The organism is Micrococcus sp. 116 (assembly GCF_902506395.1).
Classification (GTDB): Bacteria; Actinomycetota; Actinomycetes; order Actinomycetales; family Micrococcaceae; genus Micrococcus; species Micrococcus luteus.
This window is the reverse complement of sequence record NZ_LR732370.1, coordinates 974,272-990,732: the sequence shown is the minus strand read 5'-3', so window position 1 is coordinate 990,732 and position 16,461 is coordinate 974,272. Positions and strand designations below refer to the sequence as shown.

14 protein-coding genes are annotated in these 16,461 nt (G+C 75.2%); 2 read left to right on the top strand and 12 right to left on the bottom strand.

Annotation, left to right across the window (positions count from 1 at the left end; genetic code table 11):
• Positions 1–64: 64 nt before the first annotated feature.
• The 9 genes from CITRIK5_RS04645 to CITRIK5_RS04605 all read right to left on the bottom strand — a co-directional run bounded on the left by CITRIK5_RS04645 (position 65) and on the right by CITRIK5_RS04605 (position 10,676).
• Positions 65–1,159 carry a hypothetical protein gene (locus tag CITRIK5_RS04645; protein WP_049147358.1) on the bottom strand — a complete coding sequence of 365 codons (1,095 nt, stop codon included), beginning with the start codon at positions 1,157–1,159 and terminating at the stop codon, positions 65–67.
• Positions 1,160–1,178: 19 nt separating this feature from the next.
• The gene (locus CITRIK5_RS04640; protein ID WP_159833167.1) at positions 1,179–4,169 is read right to left on the bottom strand and encodes an RNA helicase; all 2,991 of its coding nucleotides are present in this window, start codon (positions 4,167–4,169) and stop codon (positions 1,179–1,181) included.
• A 74-nt stretch (positions 4,170–4,243) separates the two neighbouring features.
• The gene (tatC, locus tag CITRIK5_RS04635; protein ID WP_061873143.1) at positions 4,244–5,101 is read right to left on the bottom strand and encodes a twin-arginine translocase subunit TatC; all 858 of its coding nucleotides are present in this window, start codon (positions 5,099–5,101) and stop codon (positions 4,244–4,246) included.
• A gap of 20 nt (positions 5,102–5,121) precedes the next feature.
• Positions 5,122–5,379: a twin-arginine translocase TatA/TatE family subunit gene (locus tag CITRIK5_RS04630; RefSeq protein ID WP_002855080.1), complete on the bottom strand. Its 258-nt coding sequence runs from the start codon at positions 5,377–5,379 to the stop codon at positions 5,122–5,124.
• A 37-nt stretch (positions 5,380–5,416) separates the two neighbouring features.
• A complete protein-coding gene (locus CITRIK5_RS04625; protein ID WP_134416993.1) occupies positions 5,417–7,525 on the bottom strand; it encodes a YafY family protein in 2,109 nt (702 codons plus the stop codon).
• Positions 7,526–7,536: 11 nt separating this feature from the next.
• Positions 7,537–7,932, bottom strand: a complete 396-nt coding sequence (locus CITRIK5_RS04620) for an FKBP-type peptidyl-prolyl cis-trans isomerase (protein ID WP_010078659.1) — start codon at positions 7,930–7,932, stop codon at positions 7,537–7,539.
• Between the two features lie 32 nt (positions 7,933–7,964).
• Complete coding sequence (locus CITRIK5_RS04615; protein WP_159833165.1) at positions 7,965–9,056, bottom strand: FKBP-type peptidyl-prolyl cis-trans isomerase; 1,092 nt, start codon at positions 9,054–9,056, stop codon at positions 7,965–7,967.
• A gap of 37 nt (positions 9,057–9,093) precedes the next feature.
• Positions 9,094–10,488 carry a Pup--protein ligase gene (pafA, locus tag CITRIK5_RS04610; RefSeq protein ID WP_134416991.1) on the bottom strand — a complete coding sequence of 465 codons (1,395 nt, stop codon included), beginning with the start codon at positions 10,486–10,488 and terminating at the stop codon, positions 9,094–9,096.
• Positions 10,485–10,676, bottom strand: a complete 192-nt coding sequence (locus tag CITRIK5_RS04605; RefSeq protein ID WP_061867274.1) for a ubiquitin-like protein Pup — start codon at positions 10,674–10,676, stop codon at positions 10,485–10,487. The genes pafA and CITRIK5_RS04605 overlap by 4 nt, the downstream gene beginning before the upstream one ends.
• Before the next feature lie 124 nt (positions 10,677–10,800).
• Between CITRIK5_RS04605 and CITRIK5_RS04600 the strand changes: the two genes are divergently transcribed.
• Together CITRIK5_RS04600 and CITRIK5_RS04595 are read left to right on the top strand one after the other, a co-directional pair.
• Positions 10,801–11,265 (top strand): pyrimidine dimer DNA glycosylase/endonuclease V, encoded by a 465-nt coding sequence (locus CITRIK5_RS04600; RefSeq protein WP_036336875.1) that lies wholly within the window; start codon positions 10,801–10,803, stop codon positions 11,263–11,265.
• A gap of 40 nt (positions 11,266–11,305) precedes the next feature.
• A complete protein-coding gene (locus CITRIK5_RS04595) occupies positions 11,306–11,899 on the top strand; it encodes a cyclodeaminase/cyclohydrolase family protein (protein WP_159833163.1) in 594 nt (197 codons plus the stop codon).
• A gap of 15 nt (positions 11,900–11,914) precedes the next feature.
• Here the strand turns inward: CITRIK5_RS04595 and dop are convergent, their stop codons facing one another.
• From dop to CITRIK5_RS04580, 3 genes are read right to left on the bottom strand one after another with little or no spacing between them, the layout of a single operon-like run.
• A complete protein-coding gene (gene dop, locus CITRIK5_RS04590) occupies positions 11,915–13,642 on the bottom strand; it encodes a depupylase/deamidase Dop (protein WP_061873144.1) in 1,728 nt (575 codons plus the stop codon).
• Entirely contained in the window at positions 13,639–15,393 is a 1,755-nt protein-coding gene (gene arc, locus CITRIK5_RS04585) for a proteasome ATPase (RefSeq protein ID WP_159833161.1), read from the bottom strand. Before arc ends, dop begins: the two co-directional genes overlap by 4 nt.
• Positions 15,394–16,458, bottom strand: a complete 1,065-nt coding sequence (locus CITRIK5_RS04580) for a tRNA (adenine-N1)-methyltransferase (protein ID WP_159833159.1) — start codon at positions 16,456–16,458, stop codon at positions 15,394–15,396.
• Between the last annotated feature and the right edge of the window lie 3 nt (positions 16,459–16,461).

The window sequence follows — 16,461 nt, the reverse complement described above, 5'->3', positions numbered from 1 at the left end:
TCGTTGGGGCGGCCCGCCGGTCGGACGGGCCATCGCATCCGTTCGAGTATAGGAAGCGGAGGTCTCAGGCCGGCGTCGCGCCATCGCGCGCGTCGCGGGCCACGTCCTCCGCGGCGATCCGGCCGTCCACCCAGGTGGCCCGCCAGCGGGGCAGGGCGGTCTCGGCGTCGAGGGCCGGCAGCAGCGGCGTGCCGGCCCGGGTGTCCGTGCTCCACGCCGCCACCCGGCCGTCCGGCGACTGCACGGCCACCGCGTCCGCGTCCCAGACGCCGAACACGGCCGGGGCCGACACGCTCAGGCGCGGGGCGACGGACAGGCCTGCCGCCGGAGCGTCGGGCAGCGCGCGCAGCGGGGTGCGGGTCGCGGCGGCGAAGGCGGAGCGGGCGGAGATGCGCTCGTCCGGGTCGGGGTGGGACAGCGCCGACCGGACGGCGGCCCACGGGTCCCCGGCCGGGCCGGCGCCCAGGCACACGGAGACGGCGTCGGCCAGCAGGCTCGCCACCGGGGCGTGCAGCACGCCGTCCGCGTCGGGGACGACGGTGGCGCTGACCCCGGCGGCGGCCAGGAAGGCGCGGTCCACGGCGGTGACGGAGTGGGTGACCACGAGCCGATGGCGCACGCGGCCCAGGGCGGCGGTGCCGAGTTCCTCCGCGACCGAGCGCAGGGCGGTCAGGGCCACGTCCTGGGCGGCAGGCCCGGCGTCCGCACCGCCGTCGGGGACGAGGTAGGCCTGCTCCCCCGCCTGGGTCGAGGCCGTCAGGAGACCGGCGAGCGTGGCGGGGTCGGTGTCGGCCCCGACGGGCAGCCACACCCCGGCCGCCTCGGCGTCCACGCGGTCGGCGTGCCGGTAGACGACCGTCTGGACGTCCTCGTCGGCGGGCGCGGCGCCCGTGTCCTCGGGCCCGGCCAGGACCGTCACGACGGCGGTGCCGCGGCTCAGCGCGTCACGCGCGTCCGCGGGCCGCGCCAGCGGCTCGACGAACACGGGCACGACGACGGCGCCGTCGAGGTCCCGCCGTTCGTCACCCGGATCGGCCACGCGGTCCGCGGAGTCGTCCGCGCCGAGCCAGGCGATCATCCCGTCCCGGACCAGCAGCGCCTGTGCGTACGGGTCCGTCGTCGAGTGGATGATGCCGCGGGTCAACAGGTGTGCGCTCACCCGCCCACCCTAGCCCGTGTCAGTCCTCGTCCGTGCGGGGCGCCGAGGCCGCCGGCAGCGAGGTGGCCACGACGCCGCGGGAGACGAGGTCCGCGGCCCGGCGGCAGGCCCGGCTGCGACGGGCGTCCCCGGGGACGTTGGCCAGCTGGTCCAGCACGTCGATGACCTGCCGCGCCCAGCGGACGAAGTCGCCCGCGGCGAGGTCCGCGCCCTCGAGGGTGCGGCGCAGGGTGGCCCCCCGCACCCAGCGATGCATGGGCGCCACCAGGCCGGGGTCCGTCCGGGGCGTGGGCTCGAGCCGTGCCTGGGCCTCGTCCGTGCGCAGGCGCTCCTCGATGCGCTCGGCGGCCTCCGCGACCCGTCCGAGCCGGGGGGTCGGCATCGGGACCAGTCCGGGCTCGGTCTCCCCCTTGCCCTGGTACACGAGCAGCGCGGCGACGGCGGCCCACTCCTCCGGCGTCAGGCCGTCCGTGGCCGGATCCTGCAGCACCAGCGAGGTGAACAGGTCCCGCTCGCCGTAGATCCGGCGCAGGGCCTCGCCGCGCTCCGTGAGCGCCGCACGGGGCGAGGACGCGTCCTCCTGGACGTAGCCGTAGGCGCGCAGCAGAGCGACCACGCGGTCGAACGTGCGGGCGATGGTGTTGGTGCGGCCCGCGATGCGCTCCCGCAGGACGGAGACCTCCCGCCGCATGGCCCACCAGCGGTCGCCCCAGCGGGCGTGCTCCTCGCGGTCCTGGCAGCCGTGGCACGGGTGGCGGCGCAGCGCCCGGCGCAGCTCCTCGACCCGGGGCGCGGCCGGGTCCTCCCGGAGGCGGAAGCCCGCCGTGCGGCGGCCTCCGGCGGGCGGGCGGCCCGTGCGCACGGCCTCGCGCATGAGCGCGGCGACGTCCTTGCGCTGCGCGGGCGTCTTCACCTGCACCACCTGGGGCAGGGCGGCGCCCGCCACCGGCTCGACCGGCCCGGCGACGTCGTCCACCGTGATGCGGCGCAGCTGCGCCTTGTCCGTGACGACGCCGACGCGCGGGTTCTGGGGGTTGCCGGCGGGGAACACGACGACGGCCCGTCCGAGCGAGCGGCCGGCGTCGAGCTCGACGACGTCCCCGACCGCGAGGTTCGCGAGCGAGTCCTTCACGGCTGCCAGGTGGGCTCGACGGCGTCCCTGCGAGCCGGACTTCTCCGCGGCAGCGAGCTCCTTGCGCAGGGTGAGGTATTCGGCGAAGTCGCCGAGGTGACACTGCATGGCCTCCTCGTACTTCTCGAGGCTGGCCTGCTTCGAGCGGACTTCGCGGGCCAGCCCCACCACGGAGCGGTCCGCCTGGAACTGGGCGAACGAGGACTCGAGGATGCCCCGCGCCCGCTCCGCGCCGACCTGCGCCAGCAGGTTCGCGGACATGTTGTAGGTGGGCCGGAACGAGGAGTGCAGCGGGTAGGTGCGGCGCGAGGCCAGGCCCGCGACGGCGGCCGGGTCCAGCCCGGGACGCCACATCACCACGGCGTGGCCCTCGACGTCGATGCCGCGGCGGCCCGCCCGGCCCGTCAGCTGGGTGTACTCCCCCGGCGTGATGTCGACGTGGTTCTCGCCGTTGAACTTGACCAGCTTCTCGATCACGACGGAGCGGGCCGGCATGTTGATGCCGAGGGCGAGGGTCTCCGTGGCGAACACGGCCTTGAGCGCGCCGGCGGCGAACAGGTCCTCGACGGCCTCCTTGAACGGGGGCAGCATGCCGGCGTGGTGGGCCGCGAAGCCCCGGGACAGGCCGTCCCGCCACGCCCAGAACCCGAGGATCTCCAGGTCCTCGACGGGCAGCAGACGCGCCGCCTCCTCGACCCGCTCGGCCACGAGCGCCTTCTCCCGCGCCGTGGTGAGGTCGAGCCCGGCCCGGAGGCACTGTTCCACGGCGGCGTCGCAGCCGGTCCGGGAGAAGATGAAGGTGATGCACGGCAGCAGCCCGTCGCGGTCGAGGGCCCGGATCATCTCCGGGCGCGACGTGGACAGCCGCGGTCCGCGCCGCTGGCCGCCGTCGTGACCGCCCGGCCGACCGGAGACCGGCCGCTCCCGGTCCAGCGCGGAGGAGCCGGTCCGGCCTCGGCCGCCGTCGCGACCCGTGCGCCGACCGCCCCTGGCCCGCCCCTTCGGGACGCCCCCGCGCCCGTCGCGGTGCTGCTGCCGCCCGGGGCGCCCCCAGTCGGCGCGCTGGAACCGGCGCTCGGCCTCCTCCCCCAGGCGCTTGAGCTCGGGGTTGAGCAGGGCCTCCCCGTCCCGGTCCGCGGTGTCCTCGAAGGCGATGTCCTCGGCGAACAGGTCGTAGAGCCGGCCCCCGGCCATGACGTGCTGCCACAGCGGCACCGGCCGGTGTTCGGAGACGATCACGGTGGTGGCGCCCCGGACCGTGTCGAGCCAGGCGCCGAACTCCTCGGCGTTGGACACCGTGGCGGACAGGGAGATCAGCTGCACGTGCTCGGGCAGGTGGATGATGACCTCCTCCCACACCGGGCCCCGGAACCGGTCGGCGAGGTAGTGGACCTCGTCCATGACGACGAAGCCGAGGTCGATGAGGGTGTCCGACTGCGCGTACAGCATGTTGCGCAGCACCTCGGTGGTCATCACGACGACGGGCGCGTCCGGATTGATGGAGGTGTCCCCCGTGAGCAGGCCGACGTTCTCCGCGCCGTGCACGCGGGCGAGGTCCGCGTGCTTCTGGTTGCTGAGGGCCTTGATGGGGGTGGTGTAGAACGCCTTCGTGCCGCGGGCCAGGGCCAGATGGACGGCGAACTCGCCGACCACTGTCTTTCCGGCGCCGGTGGGCGCCGCGACGAGGACGCCGTGGCCGTCCTCGACCTCGGCGCACGCGCGGCGTTGGAAGTCGTCGAGGGGGAAGCCCACGCGTGCGGCGAACCGGCCGAGCTCGGAGCCGGCGTGGTGCCGGGCCGCCCGGGCACGGGCGTAGCGCTCCGCCGGGCTCAGCTCGGGCTCGTCGTGCGGGGTCGCGGACGCGGGATGGTGGGCCATGGCCCCACCCTACTGGCGGGTCCGGACACCGTCGTGCTCGTGCGTCCGGGCGCGAGGGCTGCGGCGGGCGCCGCTCAGATCTGATCGAGCGGCTTCGGGCCTGCGGCGAGCTCCGCCTCGACGTCCATCTCGCGCTGGCCCTGCCGACGGTCGCGACGCCGGTCGCCCCACAGGCACAGGACGATGGCCACGCCGAAGAGGACGACGAGCGGGATCGCCATGTAGAACATGGAGATGGCGTCCGCACCGGGGGCGGCGATCGCGGCGATCAGCATGATCACGAAGACGGTGATGCGCCAGTGGTGGACGATCGTGCGGCCCGGCAGGATGCCGAGCATGTTCAGTCCCACCAGCAGCACCGGCAGCACCATGGCCACGCCGAACGCGAGGTAGAGACGCGTGACGAAGCTGATGTACACCGACGCCGTCGGGAGGTTCGCGCCGCCCTCGGGAGTGAAGCCCACGAAGAACTGGACGGCCTGCGGCATCACGAGCCACCCCAGCGCGATGCCGAAGATGAACAGGGGCACGGCCGCGGCGATGAAGCCCAGGGCGTACTTCTTCTCGGCCTTCTTCAGACCCGGCACGATGAATGCCCAGATCTGGTAGAGCCAGACCGGGCTGGACAGGATGAGCCCGATGAACAGGCTGACCTTGAGCATGAGGTCGAACGGCGAGGCCACCGTGTCATAGGCGACGGCCGCCGTGTGTCCCTGGCTGGCGATCTCCTTGACCGGGCGGAACAGCTCCGCCATGACCGGCTGGTAGACGAGGAAGCCGACCACCATGCCGACCGCGACGGCGAGTCCCGACTTCAGCAGTCGGTTGCGCAGCTCCGTGAGGTGTTCGCGCAGCGGCATCTCGCCGGTGGGGTTGTCCCGCCGCTTCCGGCGGCGCCGGGTGCGGCGGGCGACCTCGTCGACCTCGGTCATCGGGTGGGGGTCCTTCCGGCTCAGCGCGGGTCGCGCGGGTCGGTCTCGTCACGCTCGACGACGCGGCCCTCGACCGGCTCGTCCGCGGCGGTGGAGCCGGCGCCGGAGCGCTCGTCCGTGGTGCCCTTGCCCTCGGTGCGCATCTGCTTCACCTCGGAGGAGAAGATGCGCATCGACTGGCCGAGGTTGCGGGCCATCGCGGGCAGCTTCGGCGCCGCGAAGAGCAGGATCGCGAGCAGGATGATGATGACGAGCTGCCAGCCCTGGAGTCCAGCCATGATGAGGGGTCCTTTCGATGGGGTTCCGGGGTCAAGGCTACCGCGCCGGCAGGGCCGCGAGGGCATCGCCCAGCGCGTCCGCCACGGACGTCCGGAGGTCGGCGGGGGCCAGCACCTGGACGGCTCCGCCGTGGCGTCCGACCAGCGCGGCGGCCACGCCGGCGTCGGTCAGATGCACCCGGGTGAGCCGGTCGCCGTCGGGCAGGTCGGCCTGGGCGTCCGGGCGGTAGCCGGCGGCCGCGTCGCGGACGGGATGGGCCCAGCGCAGCAGCACGGGCACCCCCGCGGCGTCGTCGGGGTGGACCCGCCAGCGTGCGGGCCGGGCCCGGGGCGCGAACGTCTCCCCCGTGGGTGCGGGCGCGCTGATCCGGTCCACCCGGAACACCCGGTGGTCCTCGGCGCGACGACACCACGCCTGCAGGTAGAGGCGCGCCCCGTCCTGCACCAGGGCCAGCGGCTCCACGTCCCGCTCGGTGAGGGCGTCGGCATGCACGGAGCGGTAGGTCAGGTGGACGACGGTCCGCTCCGCCACGGCGGCCAGCAGGGTGCGCACCGTCGCGGGGTCCACGGCCACGTCCCAGTGGGCGGCGACGGCGACCGGGGGCTCGCCGGCGGTGTGCGCCTCGGCCTCCCGGAGCGCGGCGTCGTCCGCGTCGTCCGCGTCGTCCGCGTCCGGGGCCCCCGCGTCCAGGACCGCGGCGCGGATCCGGCGCTGAGCGGAGCGGGCGGCCTCGCGGTCGGCCTCGTCCAGCACCGGCAGGTCCGCGACCGTCTGCAGGGCGGCGACGAGGCTGTGCGCCTCGGGGCGCGTCAGCCGCACGGGACCGGCCAGGTCGGCGGCGCGCTCCACGTGGACGCGGCCGGCCACCTCCGCCACCTCGAACTGGAAGCCGGGGAAGTCGCGCTCGGGCATGCCGCAGTAGCGCAGCGTCTCGAGGTCGGCGTCGAGGCGTTCGTCGGTGATCCCGAGACGCGCGCGCAGCTCCGCCCGGTCCACCCCGCCGGCCCGGTTGGCCAGCCCCACGATGTCCAGCAGGCGGCCCACGAGGTCCTCGCTCGAGTCGCGGGCGCGACGTCGGACGGGCGCGGCGAGCGCCACCTCGAGCAGGGCCGGGTCGGCGGGGCCGGCGTGGGCGGCCACCGCGGCGGCCAGGCCCGCGCGGACGCGGTCCGTCAGGTCCGGGTGCGCGGCCGAGGGCACGGCGAGGCCCAGCAGGCCGCCGATCTCCGCGGCGAGGCCGTCCTCGCGCGGTCCGGCCGGGGCCTCCCAGAGCTCCCAGCCGGGTCCCGGTGCGGCGCCGTCCTCGGCGCGGGGCTCGGCGGGCTCACCGACCGCGCGGACGCCCTGACCCCGGCCGGGCGCGAGCCACACCCGGACCCGCTCGGCGTCGGCCTGCCCGGCCAGGCGCGCCACGAGGCCGGCGTGGTCGTGGTCCTCGGGACGGCCGGGGGCGTCCGTCGCCCGCTCGAGGCGGCGCGGCTCCCCCTCCATCCGGGTGAGCCGGAAGCTGCGCTCGGCGCCGCGGTCGAGGTCCCAGCCGGTGAGGTACCAGCGGCCGCGCACGAGGGTGAGGAACCAGGCCCGCACGGTGCGCCGGGTGGCCCGCCCCCGCGCGTCGCGGTAGGGGAAGCGCAGCACGGCCTCGTCGGCCACGGCCTGGGTGAGGGCCTCGAGCCGGGGGTCGGCCCGGGGCATGAGGGTGTGGTACCCGGCCAGCTCGTCGTCGCCCGTGAGGTCGGTGGCCGGCTGGAACAGCAGGCCCACGGCGCGGACGACGTCGGCGCGCAGCGGCGAGTCGCCCCACAGGCGCCGCGCCCGCACGAGGGCGCGGCGCTCGTCCACGGTCAGGTCGAGGTCGCGCAGCAGCAGCGCATCGCGGACGACGCGGTGCCGCACCCCCGCCTCGTCCTCGTCGAAGCCGGCGGGTTCGAGGGTCTCCAGCGGGACCCCCACGGCGCGCAGCACGCGGCGGTCCCGCTGGAAGAGCTTCTCGAAGGCGGCGTCCGTGAGCCCCTCGTAGCCGACGACCTGCCGTCGGATCCGGTCACGCTCGAGGCCGTGCGGTGCCGAGAGCAGCAGCCACAGCAGCGAGATGATGCGCTCGGCGGCCTCGTCGCCGGCGCGCCGCGGGGCGGGTGGGGTCACGGGGCCCGGGGTCAGTCGACCGAGACGAGGTCGCAGACGAAGATGAGCGTCTCGTTCGGCCCGATCGCGGAGCCGGCGCCGCGGGCGCCGTAGCCCAGGTGCGGCGGGATCTCGAGGCGGCGGCGGCCGCCGACCTTCATGCCGAGCAGGCCCTGGTCCCAGCCGGCGATGACCTGGCCGACGCCGACGGTCAGGGGCAGCGGGGTGCCGCGGTTCCACGAGGCGTCGAACTCCTCGCCGGTGGACCAGGCCACGCCCACGTAGTGGACCTGCACGCGGGAGCCGGCCTCGACGGCCGGGCCGGAGCCCTCGATCAGGTCCTCCACCACGAGCTCGGTGGGCGGGGTCTCGCCCGGGAAGTCGATCTCGGGCTTGGTGCGGTCGTAGTCGCGCTGTCCGAAGGACACGGTGCTCTCCTCTTGGGTTCTCGTGGACGGGGTCAGTTCGCCGACGGGGTGGCGGACACCTGGGCGTCCAGGATGTCCACGACGAACAGCAGGGGCTCGTTCTCGCCGATGGCCGGCGGGCTGCCCTGCTCACCGTAGGCCTTCTCGGCCGGGATCGACAGGAGGACGCGCGAGCCCACCTTCTGGCCGGCCAGACCCTCCTTCCAGCCCTCGATGACCTGGTTGAGGGAGAACGTGATGGCCTGGCCCGTCTCCCAGGACGAGTCGAAGACCTCGCCGTCGGACCACGTCACGCCCTCGTACTGCACGGTCACGGTGTCGTCCGCGCCGACCTCGCGGCCCTCGCCCTCGATCAGGGGCTGGACCACCAGCTCCTGGGGCGCCTCGCCGTCGGGCTTCGCGATGCTCGGCCGGCCGCTCTGCTCGTCCACGGTGACGTCGGGCAGGCGCTCGTCCCGCTCGGTCACCTCCTCGCCCTCGGCCTGCTTCGGCAGGATGGCGTCGATCTTGTAGACGAACAGCTGGGCGGGCTGCGTCTGGGTGGGGGGGGAGGCGCTCGGCGACGCGCTCTCGGTCTGCGGGACGGGGACGTCGTACTCGGGGCTGTACGCGGCGACGATCGTGCCGGCGCCGTTGCCCACCAGCATCTCGTGGATCTCCGGGTTCATGGACTTGAGCTGGTCGTCCACGGGCACGGCCTCCGGTTCGCCGCTGAAGTTCTCGGCGACCACCTCGCCGCTGGCCGGATCGACGACGGCGATCGACATCTTCAGGACGTCGCCCTCCTGCACCTGCTCCCCCTCGCCGGCGGTCAGCACGCGCGTGGTGGGCTGGTCGGTGTCGATCTCCCCGTCGATCTCGACCGTCGGCGCCCCGCTGTCGCCCTCCGTGAAGGTGACACCCGTCAGGGCGTCCGGCTCCCCCTGGCCCTCGCCGACGGCCGCCCGCTCGGGGGCGGCCGACGTGGAGGCCGACGCGGTGTCGCTGTGGGGCTGGTCCGCGCCGTCGTCGCCGGTGGCGCAGGCGGTGGCCAGCATCAGGCCCGCGGCGCCGAGGGACAGCAGCGGCAGCAGGCGGCGACGGCGGCGGGCCGTCGGGGGCTGGGGGGTCTGGAACGAACTCATGCGGGTCACCCTAACGGCGCGTCCTGGGCGTGCGCTGTCAGGCGATTCGCCCGAACAGCCGGTCGACGGCGGCCGACGACGTGTCGAACGGGTCCTTCGTCACGATCGCGTGCAGCGGATGGTCGGTGAGCTTCAGGGTCGTCCAGTCGACGGCGTAGTCCAGGCCGCGCTCCCGGGCGCGGGCCACGAAGTCCGCGCGCACGCGGGCCCGGGTGGTGGGCGGGGCGGTCTCCACGGCGGACCGGGCGGCGTCCTCGGGCAGCAGGCGCGCGACGGCGCCGCGCCGCAGCAGCATGCGGAACAGCCCCCGGTCGGGGTCGATGTCGTGGAAGGCCAGGTCCAGCTGGGCGAGGCGGGGCGCGTCCCAGCCCAGGTCGTGGTGGGCCCGGTAGTCCTCCAGCAGGCGCAGCTTGATCGCCCAGTCGATGCGGTCCTCGATGCGGGACCGGTCACCGGTGCGGACGGCGTCGAGCACCTCGCCCCACAGGGTGAGGATCTCCCCCACCCGGTCGTGGTGGGCACCCTCCGCGGCGACGAAGGCGCGGGCCCGCTCGAGGTAGTGCTCCTGCAGCTCGAGGGCGGAGGCCTCCCCCTCCCGGAGCGCGATGCGGGCCGTGCCGGTGAGGTCGTGGGAGATCTGCCGCACCGCACGGGTGGGGTGGGCGACGACGCGGTCCCCGAGCGGGAAGCCCGCCTCGATCATCCGCAGCAGCAGGTCGGTGGTGCCGAAGCGCAGCAGGTGGGTGTGCTCGGAGAGGTTCGTGTCCCCCACGATCACGTGGAGGCGCCGGTACTCGGAGGCGTCCGCGTGCGGCTCGTCCCGCGTGTTGATGATCGGCCGGGACCGCGTGGTGGAGGAGGACACGCCGTCCTGCACGAAGTCGGCGCGCTGGGAGAACGCGAAGTGGGCCGGGCCCTCGCCCTCGGGCCACGTGCCGGCGGGCACGACGCGGCCCGCGCCCACGAGGATCTGCCGGGAGACGAGGAACGGGACGAGCGCCTCGGTGAGCCGCCGGTACTCGGTGCGCCGGCGCAGCAGGTAGTTCTCGTGGGAGCCGTAGGAGCTGCCCGAGGAGTCGGCGTTGTTGCGGTAGAGGTGGATCCGGCCGCCGACCCCGTCCGCGGCCATGCGCTCCTCGGCCTGGACCACGAGGTCGTGCAGCAGCAGGTCCCCCGCCCCGTCCGAGGCGATGAGCTCGTCGAGCGTCGAGCACTCGGCGGTCGCGTACTCGGGGTGGGACCCGACGTCGAGATAGAGCCGGGAGCCGTTGGACACGAACACGTTCGAGGACCGCCCCCACTCGACCACGGGCCGGAAGAGGTAGCGGACGACCTCTTCGGGGCTGAGCGGGCGCCCCTGCGGGTTCCAATGCTGGACGCCGTACTCCGTCTCCAGCCCGAAGATCCGGCGGGCGCGGTCCGCGTCGGTCACTGGCCGCCCTTCTGGACGAAGCCCTTGACGAACTCCTCGGCGTTGGACTCCAGCACCGAGTCGATCTCGTCCAGCAGGCTGTCCAGGCCCTGGTCCTGGGCCGCGGGCTTCACGTGCGCCTGGCCCGCCGCGGCGCCGGTCTCGTCGTCGCCGCCGGACGGGCGTGGGCGGATCTGCTCCCGGGACATGGTGGCCTCCTCGTGCGTCGACGCGGGTCGGTGTGCTCCGTCCGCGTCCACCCATCCTGCCCCACGCGCGGGCCACGTTTCAGCCCCACGTCCCCGGGTTGCCCCGCGCTGGCAGGATGGGGGCATGCGTCTGTGGACCCTTCACCCCCGCCACCTCGACCGTCAGGGCCTGACGGGCGCCTGGCGCGAGGCCCTGCTCGCGCAGGCCGTCCTGGCCGGCCGCACGCGCGGGTATCGGGACCACCCGCAGCTGCTGAGGTTCCGGGAGCACCCGGACCCGTCCGGCGCGATCGGCGCGTTCCTCTCCGGCCTCGAGGCCGAGGCCACGGCGCGCGGCTATCGCTTCGACCACTCCCGGATCGACCGGCCGTGCCCCGCCCCCGACGGCGCGGTGCGCATCCCGCCCGCCGGTCTCGCACCGATCCCGGCCACCACGGGCCAGCGCGACCTGGAGTGGCGTCACCTGTGCGCCAAGCTGGCCGCGCGCAGCCCCGCCTGGCTCGAACGGTGGTCGGACACGCCCGTCCCCGACGTGCACCCGCTGTTCACGATCGTCCCGGGGCCGGTCGCCTCCTGGGAGCGCGCCTGAGGGCGGGCCGCGGTCGGGCCCGGTCTGGCACGGTGGGCGCATGATCCGCGACGAGAGCATCGAGAGCTATCTGGGGCGCCTCGCCTCCGGCGAGCCCACCCCCGGCGGCGGCGCGACGGGCGCGCTCGCGGTCGCCGAGGGCGCCGGACTGCTGGCCATGGCGGCCCGGTTCAGCGCGGCCGAGGAGGACGCTCGGGCATCGGAGGGCCTGATCGCGGCGTGCCTCGGCCTCGCCGACGGCGACGAGCGGGGCTTCGGCGCCGTGGCCGAGGCGTTCGGGCTGCCCCGCGACACCCCGGAGGACCGGGCCCGGCGCTCGGCCGCGATCCAGGCCGCCCTGGCCGAGGCCGTCCGGCCGCCCCGCGGGATCGTCGACGTCGCCGAGCGTGCGCTGGACCTGGCCGAGCGTGTGCTGGACGCGGCGAACCCGAACGTGCTCTCCGACGTCGGTGCGGCGCTCGGCTGCGTCCGGGGCGGCCTCACCGCCGCCGCGGTCACCCTCGAGACCAACCTGGGCCCCCTCCGCGACGAGGGCCTGGAGGGCGTCCTGCGCACCGACGTCGACCGGGCGGGCCGTCTCGTCGCGCGGGCGGACGCCCTGCTGGGCCGCGTGCGCGCGGCCGTCGCGGGCTGAGCGCCCGCCCTCGCCTCAGGCCCGCGCGCCGAACAGCGGCGGCAGCGTGGCCACGAGCGCCTCGTCGTCGGGCCGGGGCGCGGCGGCGTCCTCCCACCAGCCGGGCAGGTCCACGGCGGCGCCGACCAGCGGCTCGGCCAGGTGCAGCCGGTGCACCCGCTCCCCCGCCCCGCGCAGCAGCAGCGTCTCCCACGCGGCGCCGGCCACGCGGTCACCGTGGCGGCCCACGAGGTTGCCGCGGGTCCACGCGCGGGTGGCCCGCGGCGGCGTGGCGACGGCGGCACGGATCTCCGCCTCGTCGGCGAGCGTCCGGAGGGCGCCGGCGGCCACGAGGCGGCGGTGCAGGGAGCGGGCCGGGCGCAGGTCGGCGTACTGCAGGTCCACCATCGCGAGGCGGGGGTCGGTCCAGTCCGCGCCCGTGCGGGCCCGCAGGCCCTCGAGGACGCGCAGCTTGGCCGCCCAGTCGGCGCGGTCGCTCAGGGACAGCGGATCCGCGGTGGCGTCGTCGAGGTCGATGGCCCAGGCCTCCAGCACCTCGCGCGTCTGCGGATCCGTCACCCCGAAGGCGGCGCAGTGGGCGCGGGCCGCGTCCAGGTAGGACCGCAGGATCTGCAGCCCGGTCCAGTGCCGGCGCACGGGGCCGTCCGCGGTGCGTTCGAGCAGCGGCACCGTGGCCCGCAGGCCCGGGTCGTGGCTGATCGTCTGCAACGCGGCCACCGGGTCGTCCAGGGTGAGCCGGGGCGCGGTCCCGGCCTCGGCCATCGCGAGGACGAGCGCGGTCATGCCCATCCGCAGCCACGTGGCGTGCTGGCTCAGCGTCGCGTCGCCGATGATCACGTGGAGCCGGCGGTAGGCCTCGGGACGGGCGTGCGGCTCATCCCGCGTGTTGACGATCGGCCGGTGGATCGTGGTCTCCAGCCCCACGGGCTCCTCGAAGTAGTCGGCCCGCTGGGACAGCTGGAAGCCCGGCCGCTCCCCCGCCGGGCCGAGTCCCACGCGGCCCGCGCCCACGAGCACCTGCCGTGCCGCGAAGAACGGCAGCAGGACGGCGGTGAGCTCCTCGAAGTCGAGGGACCGGGCCACGAGGTAGTTCTCGTGCGCGCCGTAGGACTGGCCCTTGCCGTCCACGTTGTTCTTGTAGACCAGCACCTCCGGGGCGCCGTCGGCCTGGCCGATGTGCTCGGCCGCCGCCTGGGCGACCAGGTCCCCGGCGGCGTCCCAGACCATGGCATCCCGCGGGGTGGTCGTCTCCGGCGACGAGTACTCCGGGTGGGCGTGGTCCACGTACCAGCGCGCGCCGTTGGCCAGCACGGTGGACAGCAGCAGGTGCACGGGCTCCCCGTCCGGGCCCACGAGCGCCTCGTCGGTCAGCTGCGAGGGATGCGCCGCCGAACGCGGCAGCCGCCAGCCGCGCGCGTCCACGAGCGGCGACTCCCCCGTGTAGTCCCACTCCGTGCCGGCCACCGTCGAGCCGGACCGGGTCACCAGGTCCGCGTACGCGTTCACGAGCTCGACCGAGAGCACGCTGTGGTGCGCCCCCGGGTTGGCCGGCGCGTGGATGCCGAACTCGGTCTCCGTGCCCATCACCCGGTGCACGCCCCAGCCGGCGGCGTCCCGCCCGTTCGGGGGCACGGCCGCGCCGTGGAACAGCCGGCGCTGGCCCTCGAAGGCGGGGGTCGGGCCGACGTCGACGGCGACGGCCCGGGTGAAGCCGTCCGCGGCCCCGCGGCCGAACGCGCTCATGCCCCGACCCCCCGGACCATGCGCAGCGAGCGCAGCCGAGGACCGCGCCAGCCGGAGGTGCGCGCCCACTCGGCGGGCGCGACCGTGGCCAGCAGGTCCGTCTGGTCCTCCAGCACCGCGGCCACGGCCTCGCGCAGGTGGCCCTCGCGGACGCCGAGCGCGGCCGGGGCCTGGCCGGCGGCCAGGTAGTCGCGCACCGCGTGCCGCTTGGCGCGGTCCACGACGTCGGCCACCACGGCGCCCGAGACGAGGTCGGCCAGGTGCAGGGCGTGGGTCGTGCCGGACACGTCCGTCAGCTCCGCCAGCGCGGTGTCCGCGCCGCGGTCGTAGAGGGCGGCGACCGTCCGGGCGATGAGCGTCGCGCGGGCCGCGTCCGCGGAGCCGGCCGCGACGACGTCGTCGGCGTGCAGGGGCACGTCTACGGTGAGGTGCTTGGCCATGATCTCCGCGGCGCCGTCGGCGTCGGGACGGTCCACGCGGATCTTCACGTCCAGTCGGCCGGGGCGGAGCACGGCCGGGTCGATCATGTCCTCGCGGTTGGAGGCGCCGATGACGATCACGTTCTCGAGGGCCTCGACGCCGTCGATCTCGGTGAGCAGCTGCGGGACGATCGTGGTCTCCACGTCCGAGGAGACGCCGGAGCCGCGCGTGCGGAACAGCGACTCCATCTCGTCGAAGAAGATGACCACGGGGAAGCCGGCGTCGGCCTTCTCGCGGGCCCGGTCGAAGATGACGCGGATCTGCCGCTCGGTCTCGCCCACGTACTTGTTCAGCAGCTCGGGTCCCTTGACGTTGAGGAAGAACGAGCGCTCGCCGTCCGCGCTGCGGGCCGAGAGGGCGTTGGCCACGGCCTTGGCGAGCATGGTCTTGCCGGTGCCGGGCGGGCCGTACAGCATGATCCCCTTGGGGGCGCGCAGGCCGTGCTCGCGGTAGACCTCGGGGTGCAGGAACGGGATCTCGACGGCCTCGCGGATCCGGTCGATCTGCGGGCCGAGGCCGCCGATGTCCTCGAATGTGACGTCCGGGACCTCTTCCAGCAGCACCTCGTCCACCTCGGACAGCTCGACCCGCCGCAGCGCCCATTCGACGCGGGCGTCCACGGTGACGGCGTCCCCGTGGCGCAGCTCGACACCCTCCAGCGCGGGCGCGCGTCGCACCACGCGCTCCTCGTCCGCCGTGCCGGCCAGGACGAGGCCGCCGTCGGGCAGCGCCTCCTTGACGCGCAGCAGCTGACCCGACCCCGTGCCCGGGGCGACGCCGACGATCGAGCTGGACTCATCCAGCAGCACCTGGGCGCCGGGGGTGAGGCGGGCGGCGTCGAGCAGCGGGGAGACCGTCACGCGCAGCCGCCGGCCGTTCTGCACGACGTCCGCTCCCCCGCGCACCACGGCGCCGGTCTCCACGCCCTCCTCGGGCTCGCGCGGGGCGTGGACGGCCTCGAGGGTGGCGAAGGTGAACGGCGGATGCGTGACGGCGTCCAGGTTCTCCTTGAGCGTCGTGATCTCGGCGCGCGTGGCCTCGAGCAGCTCGACCATGCGCCGGTTGTTGCGGGCGGCCGTCTGCGTCTGGGCCTCGGCGGCCCGACGGCGTTCGCTCAGGCCGGCGGCGTGCCGCTGGGCGGACTGCAGCTGGTGCCGCAGCCGTTCGGCCTCGGCCTGGGACTGCCGCAGCAGCTCCCGTGCCTCGGCGAGGCGCTGCTCGGCGTGCTCCGTGCCTGATTGCGCGTGGTGGTCCACCGGTGCTCCGTCCACTCAGTCCTGCTCCCCGGTCGGGGTCCTCCCACCGTACGCGTCCACGCCCTGCTCGGCGGCGCGTGACCGCGCGGCCATGAGGCGGGCCTCCTTCGCCGCCTTGCGCGCCTTCTTGTCCGTGACCGGCCGTTCGCCGAGGGCCTCGGGCGTCCACCGGGCCTCGTCGGCCGGCTGCCAGGCCTCGACGTCCTCGGCCCTGAACTCGGAGACCTTGGAGCGCTTCTTCAGGCGCAGCGCCTCCTCGCCCGAGGCCAGGCGGCGGGCCGTGAGGAGGAAGCCGGTGTGCGCGACCATGCGGTGGTCGGGGCGCACGGCGAGCCCGTCCAGGTGCCAGCCGCGCACGAGGGTCTCGTTGGCCTCGACCTGCGTGAAGCGGCCCGAGTCCCGGATGGCCTCGGCCACGCGGGAGAGCTGGGTGGCGGTGGCCACGTAGTTCAGCCACACACCGCCGGGGGCCAGGACCTCGGCGACGGCGTCGAGGCATTCCCAGGGGGCCAGCATGTCCAGGACCACCCGGTCCACGGAGCCCGGCTCGTGGACCTTGGGCATCTCCTCCTGCGCGTCGCCGAGGTGCACCGACCAGGCGGGGTGCTCGGCGCCGAAGAAGGCCTCCACATTGGCCCGGGCGACGTCCGCGAACTCCGGGCGGCGCTCGTAGGAGTGCAGGCGACCGTGGTCGCCCACGGCGCGCAGCAGGGACATGGACAGGGCGCCGGAGCCCACGCCGGCCTCGACCACGACGGCGCCCGGGAAGATGTCCGCCTGCTGCACGATCTGCGCCGCGTCCTTCGGGTAGACCACCGTGGCGCCGCGGGGCATGGACAGGACGAAGTCGTTCAGCAGGGGGCGCAGCACCTGGTACGGCTGGCCGGCCGAGTTCTCGACCACGACGCCCTCGAAGCCGCCGATCAGGTCGTCGTGCCGCAGCACGCCCTGGTAGCTGTGGAACTCCCCGCCGGGCAGCAGGGTGATCGTGTTGAGGCGGCCCTTCGCGTCCTTGATCTGCACGCGCTGGCCGGCCCGCAGGGGGCCGCGGCGCGCGCTCACGCCGGTGGGTTCGGTCATGGG

Coding starts and splice junctions, on each gene's coding strand:
- CITRIK5_RS04640 (WP_159833167.1), bottom strand. CDS start 4,169: ATGGCCCACCATCCCGCGTCCGCGACCCCGCACGACGAGCCCGAGCTG.
- tatC (WP_061873143.1), bottom strand. CDS start 5,101: ATGACCGAGGTCGACGAGGTCGCCCGCCGCACCCGGCGCCGCCGGAAG.
- CITRIK5_RS04630 (WP_002855080.1), bottom strand. CDS start 5,379: ATGGCTGGACTCCAGGGCTGGCAGCTCGTCATCATCATCCTGCTCGCG.
- CITRIK5_RS04615 (WP_159833165.1), bottom strand. CDS start 9,056: ATGAGTTCGTTCCAGACCCCCCAGCCCCCGACGGCCCGCCGCCGTCGC.
- CITRIK5_RS04605 (WP_061867274.1), bottom strand. CDS start 10,676: ATGTCCCGGGAGCAGATCCGCCCACGCCCGTCCGGCGGCGACGACGAG.
- CITRIK5_RS04600 (WP_036336875.1), top strand. CDS start 10,801: ATGCGTCTGTGGACCCTTCACCCCCGCCACCTCGACCGTCAGGGCCTG.
- CITRIK5_RS04595 (WP_159833163.1), top strand. CDS start 11,306: ATGATCCGCGACGAGAGCATCGAGAGCTATCTGGGGCGCCTCGCCTCC.
- dop (WP_061873144.1), bottom strand. CDS start 13,642: ATGAGCGCGTTCGGCCGCGGGGCCGCGGACGGCTTCACCCGGGCCGTC.
- CITRIK5_RS04580 (WP_159833159.1), bottom strand. CDS start 16,458: ATGACCGAACCCACCGGCGTGAGCGCGCGCCGCGGCCCCCTGCGGGCC.